This is a genomic window from Luteibacter sp. P4_D7_3, from assembly GCF_056401735.1.
The window spans coordinates 1-6,690 of sequence record NZ_JBFUIT010000226.1 but is presented as its reverse complement, the minus strand read 5'-3'; the positions used below and the strand labels follow the sequence as shown (position 1 = coordinate 6,690).

6 protein-coding genes are annotated in these 6,690 nt (G+C 66.3%); 4 read left to right on the top strand and 2 right to left on the bottom strand.

What is annotated here, in order from left to right; genetic code table 11:
• The first annotated feature begins 84 nt into the window (after positions 1 to 84).
• Both AC1DSN_RS16365 and AC1DSN_RS16360 read left to right on the top strand, forming a co-directional pair.
• Complete coding sequence (locus AC1DSN_RS16365; RefSeq protein ID WP_477331694.1) at positions 85 to 1,293, top strand: acetyl-CoA C-acyltransferase; 1,209 nt, start codon at positions 85 to 87, stop codon at positions 1,291 to 1,293.
• 827 nt (positions 1,294 to 2,120) lie between these two features.
• Positions 2,121 to 3,044: an MBL fold metallo-hydrolase gene (locus tag AC1DSN_RS16360; RefSeq protein WP_477298588.1), complete on the top strand. Its 924-nt coding sequence runs from the start codon at positions 2,121 to 2,123 to the stop codon at positions 3,042 to 3,044.
• A 22-nt stretch (positions 3,045 to 3,066) separates the two neighbouring features.
• Here AC1DSN_RS16360 and AC1DSN_RS16355 read toward each other — a convergent pair whose 3' ends face one another.
• A complete protein-coding gene (locus AC1DSN_RS16355; protein ID WP_477331692.1) occupies positions 3,067 to 4,341 on the bottom strand; it encodes an NAD(P)/FAD-dependent oxidoreductase in 1,275 nt (424 codons plus the stop codon).
• Positions 4,342 to 4,585: 244 nt separating this feature from the next.
• On the opposite strand from AC1DSN_RS16355, the gene AC1DSN_RS16350 reads away from it, so the two are divergent.
• Positions 4,586 to 5,110: a 3-hydroxyanthranilate 3,4-dioxygenase gene (locus AC1DSN_RS16350; protein WP_477298138.1), complete on the top strand. Its 525-nt coding sequence runs from the start codon at positions 4,586 to 4,588 to the stop codon at positions 5,108 to 5,110.
• Positions 5,111 to 5,201: 91 nt separating this feature from the next.
• Here AC1DSN_RS16350 and AC1DSN_RS16345 read toward each other — a convergent pair whose 3' ends face one another.
• Positions 5,202 to 5,771 carry an NUDIX hydrolase gene (locus tag AC1DSN_RS16345; RefSeq protein WP_477331690.1) on the bottom strand — a complete coding sequence of 190 codons (570 nt, stop codon included), beginning with the start codon at positions 5,769 to 5,771 and terminating at the stop codon, positions 5,202 to 5,204.
• Positions 5,772 to 5,925: 154 nt separating this feature from the next.
• Here AC1DSN_RS16345 and AC1DSN_RS16340 point away from each other — a divergent pair.
• On the top strand, positions 5,926 to 6,690 hold a 765-nt coding region (locus AC1DSN_RS16340; RefSeq protein ID WP_477331688.1), incomplete at its 3' end, for a hypothetical protein.

Sequence of the window (6,690 nt, the reverse complement as noted above, 5' to 3'; positions counted from 1 at the left end):
CGATGACGACGGGGAAGCCGCTGCGTAACTGACGCGCCACGCGCTCTTACGCCYGACGACTTTCCCACTTAAAGGAACCACCCCATGAGCAAGCAAGTGCAAGATGCCTACATCGTCGCCGCCACCCGCACCCCGGTAGGCAAGGCGCCGCGCGGCGTGTTCCGCAATACCCGTCCGGACGACCTGCTCGCGCACGTCATTCGTGCCGTCATCGAACAGGCCCCGGGCATCGACCCGGCGCTGATCAGCGACGCCATCATCGGTTGCGCGATGCCGGAAGCCGAGCAAGGCATGAACGTGGCGCGCATCGGCGTGCTGCTGGCCGGCCTGCCCGAGCAGGTGCCGGGCGTCACCATCAACCGCTTCTGTTCGTCCGGCGTACAGGCCATCGCCATGGCCGCCGACCGCATCCGCCTGGGTGAGGCCGACCTCATGCTCGCCGGCGGCACCGAGTCGATGAGCATGGTGCCGATGATGGGCCACAAGATCGCCATGAACCCGGCGATCTTCGAGAACGACGAGAACCGCGCGATCGCCTTCGGCATGGGCATCACAGCCGAGAAGGTCGCCGAGCGCTGGAAGGTCAGCCGCGAGGACCAGGACCGCTTTGCCCTGCAGTCGCACGAGCGGGCCTTCGCGGCCATCGCCGCGGGTGAGTTCAAGGACGAGATCACGCCGTTCCAACTCGACGACCGCTACCCGGACCTGCTCAACCACAGCATCCGCGAGGACCGCCGCATCATCGATACGGATGAGGGTCCGCGTAAGGACACCACGTTCGAGGTGCTGAGCAAGCTGCGCCCGGTGTTCCGCAACGGCCAGTTCGGCGGTTCGGTCACGGCAGGCAACTCCTCGCAGATGTCCGATGGTGCCGGCGCCCTGTTGATCGCCAGCGAGAAGGCGATCAAGGATTACGGCCTGACCCCGCTGGCACGCTTCGTCGGCTTTTCCGTAGCCGGTGTCGCGCCGGACATCATGGGCATCGGTCCGAAGGAAGCGATTCCCAAGGCACTCAAGCAGACAGGCATCACCCAGGACCAGCTGGACTGGATCGAGCTCAACGAAGCGTTCGCCGCGCAGGCCCTGGCCGTCATTCGTGACCTCGGCCTCGACCCGTCCAAGGTGAACCCGCTTGGCGGCGCCATCGCCCTCGGCCACCCGCTCGGTGCCACTGGCGCCATCCGCGCTGCCACGCTGATCCACGGCCTGCGCCGTCGCAAGCAGAAGTACGGCATGGTCACCATGTGCATCGGCACCGGCATGGGCGCCGCAGGTATTTTCGAAGCGCTGTAATAACCTCCCGTCCGACAATCGAGCCCCGGCTAACGCCGGGGCTTTTTTTGGTTCATCGTGGACTACCGGGGCCCGGGCGCCCGGCTTTCAGGCCGGGCGGTCTTATGCACCTCGCGCGTGGCTCGGCTTCGCCGTCGCTTCGTACACTTGGGCGTCTCGCGGGGAGACCTTGGTGCCCACCCTCGCTGCTCAGACAGGTCCTCCGCGTTCGACAAGGAAAGGCCGCTCCGCGGCCCCTGTTCTTATTGGCCTACGGCCGCTCCACTTGTGCGGAACTCGCCTCGAGGGTGGGCACCAAGGTCTCTCACGACGATACGGTCAACTGGACGGGGAGCCGTTGGTGTGAGTATGGCGGCCCAAGCGGACCATCACGGCGGTCGTGTCGGCACGTCATTTCCGACTGGGTGAGCGCCGTCGTAACCGCTGCGCTGCCTCGCGAGAACGACCGCGACTGGCGCGATGCGGTTGATCGTTTGGCGATGGCGACGAGCCGCCAGCCGAAGCCGCGTTGCTTCGTCGGCTCGACCCGCACGAACCTCAGGGATGGGGAGAGTCTTCGGTGCCCACCCTCGAGGCGAGTTCCGCACAAGTGGAGCGGCCGTAGGCCAGATAAGTACATGGGCCGCGCAGCGGCCTCTCCGGTACGAAACGCGGAGGACTGTCTGAGCAGCGAGGGTGGGCACCGAAGGCTCTGCTCCGCGACGTCAACGCCCGCCGAAGGCTCCAAGCGGCGGCATGCGCGGGTAGCAGGTACTCGCAGGACCCTTTCCCGCTAACGCGGGATCGCCGATGAATCGGCTCCTACATTTTTCGCATATGCTTGGCCGATGCACGGCATCCACACCATCGACACCGGATTCGGCCGCCCGACGTTCGACGCCGCCTACCTCGTGGTGGAACGCGGTCGTGGGGCCTTTATCGACAGCGGCACGACGCATTCGCTGCCGCATTTTCTCGATGCGATAAAAGCGGCCGACCTCGAGCCGAAGGACATCGACTGGGTCATCCTCACGCACGTGCATCTCGACCACGCGGGTGGCGCGGGCCAGCTGATGAAGCACCTGCCCTACGCGAAGCTCGCCGTGCACCCGCGCGGCGCGCGGCACATGATCGATCCCTCCGCCCTGATCGCTGGCGCAGCCGGTGTCTACGGCGAAGAGGAAGTCCGACGCAGTTACGGCGAGATCGCCGCGGTGCCGGCCGATCGGGTCGTCGAAGCGCATGACGGTTTCGTCGTCGATCTCGCGGGACGCGCACTCCTGTGCCTGGACACGCCGGGACACGCACGCCACCACATAGCGATCCACGACGAACGCTCCAACGCGTTTTTTACCGGTGACATCTTCGGCCTCTCCTACCGCGAACTCGATTCGCCCGGCGGTGCCTTCATCATTCCCACCACGTCGCCCGTCCAGTTCGAACCCGACGCGGCACACCATTCCATCGACCGCATGCTTGGCTATGGGCCTGAGGCGATGTACCTCACGCACTATGGCCGCGTTACGGAGGTGGCCCGCCTTGCAGGCGACCTACATGAGACGATCGACGCCATGGTGGCGATCGCGAAACGACACGCGACGGTCGCAGACCGCGAGCAACGCATCGAAGCGGATTTCGCCGATCTTTACGTCGACCGCGCACGGCGCCAGGGTGTGACGATGCTTCGGGACGATATCGTCAAGCTGCTGAAAATCGATATCCGCCTGAATGCGCAAGGCATCCTTGTCTGGCTCGACCGCGGTTCGCCCTGAGTTCCCAGGCGGCGGGAGCCATTCACCCTTCCAGCCGCGACTTGAACCAGTCCGCCAGCTCCGCCTTCCAGTACGCGCCCTGCGCTGCCAGGTACCCGAACGGCCGGTGCACCGGATCGAGCCCGAAGCCGGCATACGCCGCCAGCGACGCGTCCCCGCCGGCGATCGCATCCGCCAGAGCCTCGCCCGCGGCGCACGTGGGAGCCAGGCCATGCCCACCGAAGGCCTGGGCGTACCACAGGCCGTTTCCATGCGTGCCGACCTGGGGCATTTCGTGGCGCGCGTAACTCATCAAGCCAGACCACGCCTGCTCTATCCGAACGCCTTCGAGTGAAGGAAAGACACGCTCGAGATCGCGCTTCAGCAGACGCTTGACCGACGCCGGAGCGCGATCGCGAATCGAAATCCTACCACCCCAGAGCAGGCGCGTGTCCTGCAGGGGACGGTAATAATCGAAAGCGAAGCGCGTGTCGTAGATTGCCGCACGCGTGCGAAGGCAGGCGGTGAGGCGGTCGCCCAGCGGCTCGGTCACCATCACATAGGTGGCGATCGGCAGGACCGCGCGATCGATGCGTCGGTCCAGGCCAGCCAGATAGCCACCGCAGGCAAGGACCACGTTGGCGGTTTCGATCTCTGCCCCACCCACCCGCAACACCCAGCGTGGACCGTGACGCTCCAACATGCGCACGCGCGATCCTTCGTGGATCGACACGCCGGCAGCTCCGGCCGCACCGGCAAGCCCGCGCGCATACGCCAGTGGATCGATGTGCAGGGCGTTTCGCTCGTAGAGGCCGTCGTGATAGCGCTCACTGCGCACGAACTCATGCATGGCATCGGAAGGAATCCACTGCCAGTCGGCGCCGAAGCGCTCGGCCAGCAGCTGCTGGCGAGAACGGAGCACGCCGGCATCACGGAACCAGTTCGCCCAGACCACCCCGGCGTCGACCGCATCGCACTCGATGGACCAGGCCGCGATGCGCTCGCGAATGAGGTTCACCGCGTCGACGGTGCGGCCATAGAGGGCCCGTGCCCGCTCGGGCCCAGCCCGCTCTAGCAACGCCTTCTCGCCGAGCGAGTACCCGGCGAAGACGAAGCCACCGTTGCGTCCCGATGCACCGAAGCCTATCGACTTCGATTCCAGCAACACGATGTCCCGCACGCCACGTGCGGCGAGGCCGAGCGCGGTGTTCAGCCCGGCGAAACCGCCGCCCACGATCACGACCGAGGCTTCGCGCCGGCCTTCCGGCGGGGGGCGAAGCGGCGGCACGGGAGCGCGTTCGTGGTACCACGACGGCATGGGGCGGGATCCTTCGGCAGGGAGCGTGAGTTTTACGGCAGTGAGCGGGCCTGTGGAAGTACCGGAGGTGCGAAGGCCACCGCGCTCGCCACCCTGCCCGCTACTTTGCCCGCCACTTTCCCCGGCAGGAGCCGATTCATCGGCGATAGGGTGTTCGCGACGACCTGGCCCGCTGCGCGGGATCGCCGATGAATCGGCTCCTACACACGGGTAAGATGTGCGAACGTCTTGACGGTGCCCTCCCATGAGCCTGCTACCCCCCATCGACCTGAAACGCTGGATCGACGAGAACCGCGCGCTGCTCAAGCCGCCGGTGGGAAACAAATGCATCGTCGACGGTGACTTCATCATCATGATCGTCGGCGGACCGAACGCGCGCACCGACTATCACTACGACGAAGGCCCCGAGTTCTTCTACCAGCTCGAAGGCGAGATGGTGCTCAAGGTCCAGGACGACGGCGGGGCACGGGATATCCCGATCCGCGCGGGCGAGATTTTCTATCTGCCTGCACGCACACCCCATTCCCCGCAACGCATGCCCGAATCCATCGGCCTCGTGGTCGAACGGCGCCGCGTTGCCGGTGAGCGTGACGGCCTGCTGTGGTTCTGCGAGAACTGCAACCATAAGCTCTACGAGGAATACTTCGTCCTCGACAGCATCGAATCGGACTTTCCGCCGGTCTTCGAAAAGTTCTACCGCTCGCTTGACGCACGCACGTGCAAGCAGTGCGGCACAGTGCACCCGGCACCGGCGAAGTACGCCGACTGATCAGCCCGCCCTATGTGGGAGCCGATTCATCGGCGAATGGGTGTTCGCGACAACCCGGCCCGCTGCCGCGGGATCGCCGATGAATCGGCTCCTACGGTGACAGCGGCTGCGTGTGCTGCCGGATGGCCAGCCACTTGGCGGCCATCCGGCGAAGCGATGGATCCGCCGTCGGATGGGTCGCCAGGTCCGCGATGGGCCGCCAGGCCAACGCCAGCGACTCCTCGTTCACCGTAAACGCCTCGCTGCCACGGGCGATGACCACGTAGCGCACGTCGTAATGCCAGTGCTCGGGCTCGTCACGGCGTGCGGGGATCACGTGCAGGTCCATGTCGAAGATCTCGGGGAGCACCTCGAGATCGGCCAGCCCCGATTCCTCCCGCGCCTCGCGCAAGGCGACGCCCGAGAGATCCGCATCGCCGTCGGCATGCCCGCCTAACTGCRGCCAGCGCTGCAACTTGCGGTGGTGCATCAGCAGGACGCGCTCGCCGTCGGCACTCACCAGCCATGCCGATCCCGTGAAGTGTCCGCTCTGCGTCTCGCGGTGAAACGGACGTGCCTCGCCGCGCAGCCACTCGTGGAAACGTACGACATCCGACTCGCGCGGAAAACGCGCCGCATAGCGCTCGAACGCGGTTGAGAGGCTCGGGTACGGATGGTCCATGGCGGGGCTCGGGCAAACGGGCGGGAATTCTCGCACGTCTTTTTCAGACAAGTCCGATGTCGGTCGCAGCTATGACCTGCCTACGATGGACTCCGCCGCGCACGAAGCGCGTCGACGCCCCGCAGCCGCCGCTGCAAACCGCAAGGACCCGCGCATGTCGCCCCGTCGTTTCCTCATTGCCACGCTCGTTACCGCCGCCATCCCGGCCTCCGCCCTCGCTGAATCCGCCCACGGTGAGGCCAACTTCACCGGCCCCCTTGTCACGCCGGCCGTCAATACCCTGCCCGCCGGCATGGTCAACGTCGAACCCTACCTGGTCCATACGAACAGCCGCGGCTGGTTCGACAGCACCGGCCAGCGCCACGCCGAGAAGCCGACGGCACGCCAGTGGCAGATTGCCTTGCCGATGATCTACGGTCTCACCGAAAACATTTCGGTGCAGCTCACCCTGAACGCGGCACGCACGTCGGTCGACGGCAGGCACAGCGATGGCCTGCGCATGGGCGATTCCGCCCTTCGCGTGCAGAGCCGTCTCAAGGCCCCGGAGGCCGACGGCACCGGACTGGTGCTCGCCGTCTCGGCGGCGCAGCGACTGCCCACCGGCAAATATCACCGGTTGGAGAGCAATCCCCTCAACGGCACGGGCTCCGGCGCCACGCGCACGACGCTCGCCCTTGGCGCCCAACAGCTCCAGTGGCTGGAGAACGGTCACGCGCTGCGCTGGCGTGGTCAACTGGCCTGGAGTCCGTCGCCCGGCCGCGTGCGTCTGCGTGGCGCGAGTGTCTACGGCACGCCGGCCGGATTCCGCGGCCACGCTACGCCCGGTCAGGCCTGGAACGCCTCGCTGGCGGCCGAATACGTACTCGATCGCCGATGGGTGCTGGTCGGCGAGGCAATCTGGAACCGCGAAAGCGGTACC

Excerpts from the sequence above, each read along its gene's own strand:
- AC1DSN_RS16365 (WP_477331694.1), top strand. The coding sequence starts at position 85 with ATGAGCAAGCAAGTGCAAGATGCCTACATCGTCGCCGCCACCCGCACC.
- AC1DSN_RS16360 (WP_477298588.1), top strand. The coding sequence starts at position 2,121 with ATGCACGGCATCCACACCATCGACACCGGATTCGGCCGCCCGACGTTC.
- AC1DSN_RS16350 (WP_477298138.1), top strand. The coding sequence starts at position 4,586 with ATGAGCCTGCTACCCCCCATCGACCTGAAACGCTGGATCGACGAGAAC.
- AC1DSN_RS16355 (WP_477331692.1), bottom strand. The coding sequence starts at position 4,341 with ATGCCGTCGTGGTACCACGAACGCGCTCCCGTGCCGCCGCTTCGCCCC.